We start from the raw sequence: 1,884 nt of genomic DNA, 5'->3' as shown, positions 1-1,884 counted from the left end.
CAATACGGAATTTCCAAATTGCCTTTGCCTCTGATCTATGGGTTCAGGGCTTAACCAATCTAATTCATCCATTTGACCGCTTTGGGAATAGGCAGTCAGAGCATTCTGATAACAGGTCATCTTGATGTGTTCCTCAGGGATGCCCATTTTGCGCATGAGGGCAGCAGTTTTCGGGACCGCCAAAGGATCGCTGATTCCCCAATCTGCGGCACTGTCCACAATGATTCTTTCCGGACCATATTGTTTGACAATTTCTACCATGCGTTCACTGCCCATTTTGGTATGCGGGTAGATGGTAAAAGCTGCCCAATATCCCCTATCCAAAACTTCCTTTACGGTTTCCTCATTGTTATGGTCTACAATCACCATTCCCGGATTGACTCCATGTTCCTCGCTGACATCCATGCTTCGTGTCGTTCCTTTTTTCTTGTCCCTATGTGGAGTATGGATTAAAACGGGAAGGTTAACATCTTTAGCCAATTCAAGTTGTAACCTGTAAAATCGATCTTCTGCTTCAGTTTGGTCATCATATCCAATTTCTCCTATCGCAACAACACCCTCTTTGCCAACAAACAGTGGCAACAATTCCATTACCTCCTCTGCCAAAGGAATATTGTTGGCCTCTTTGGAATTCAGACCCATAGTGCAGTAGTGAACAATGCCGAATTGCTTGGCTCGGAATCTTTCCCAACCGACCAATGTGCTGAAATAATCCTTGAAACTTCCCACCTCTGTCCTAGGCTGACCCAACCAAAAGGCAGGCTCAATAATGGCAACGATTCCTGCTTTGCGCATGGCTTCGTAGTCATCTGTGGTCCTTGAAATGACATGTATATGTGGATCGATAAACATTTCCATCTTGTTGTGTTTTAAATATTGTTGAAAACTAGTAGTTTTTGATTTTAAATCAAATGTGATGTTTTTCTATATGGATTGGTCAACTTTTAAGTTTTGATAGTTTTCTGTCTAAATGGCTAGAAGACAGAAGACCGAAGACCGAAGTAACCATAAATTTAGAGTTTGGGCAATTTACCATTAGGTTTTCACCATTACTTGTATCACTACCAATAATCATATTGAAGAAAGGTTATTTGCCTATTTGAAATTCTTCTCCTATCATTTCCCAAGTGATTTCTCCGTTCAATACTGCATTCCCCATTTCGGGATGTTGATCGATCAGTTTTTTCGCAGGTTCAAAATCACTGCTGCTACATGCAAGAAGGGCTGCTTTTTGTTGAATGGAATCTTCAGATAGGATTACTTTTTGGATATCTGCCAAATTTTCTTCATTGATAAAAGGACCAACAAACCTCCAAAGTTCAGGCATGACAGTTCTTCCTGCTGCCCATCTTTCATGGGCAAAATCCACCAGGATTTTGGCAAGCTCAAGGTTTGCCCTTTTATCTGAATTTTGGATCTGATATAATGGGCGTTGCATAAACACAGCTTTCAAGACCATCTGATTCCAGGCCCTTTCATCAAAGTAATGCGCCGGATAGGGATTGTTGAGTGCTACAGCATCAAAAACTGAACTGATATTGGTCCTTAAACCTTCTATGGCCCGATCCATCATTTCAGGTTGAAAAGGCATAATTGGGAGCGCTGCATACAGGGATTGTTGCTCGTGCATATCGGCCGTTTCAAAAAGTTTGTTAAGTGCATTTACCCAACTTGAGGCTTCTTTTTCCTCAAAATGCAAGAGCAAATAACTTCTAGCTGTCTGAAGCTGATCCCAAGTTTGTAGGCTAAAACCCTCCATAAGCGTATTGGCAATCTCTTTTTGTTTTTCAGTAATTTGTAAAAGGGTTTTCTTAAAAAATCTTGATGCCTGTCCAAAGGCCATGTAAAATTTGAGGTAAGAGCCTTCTTTTTCAATTTTGTCTT

At 41.0% G+C, this 1,884-nt stretch carries 2 protein-coding genes; both read right to left on the bottom strand.

The window, feature by feature from the left end; genetic code table 11:
- Positions 1 to 858: TatD family hydrolase (locus ACEW8U_RS09625; protein ID WP_373521828.1), on the bottom strand; the 858-nt coding region annotated here is incomplete at its 3' end.
- 229 nt (positions 859 to 1,087) lie between these two features.
- Positions 1,088 to 1,884 (bottom strand): EboA domain-containing protein (locus tag ACEW8U_RS09620; RefSeq protein WP_373521827.1); only part of this gene is annotated, 797 nt, incomplete at its 5' end.

Origin of the sequence: Aquiflexum sp. (genome assembly GCF_041751335.1) — a bacterium.
Lineage (GTDB): Bacteria > Bacteroidota > Bacteroidia > Cytophagales > Cyclobacteriaceae > Aquiflexum.
The sequence above is the reverse complement of the archived record's forward strand: the minus strand, read 5'-3'. Positions and strand labels throughout refer to the sequence as shown.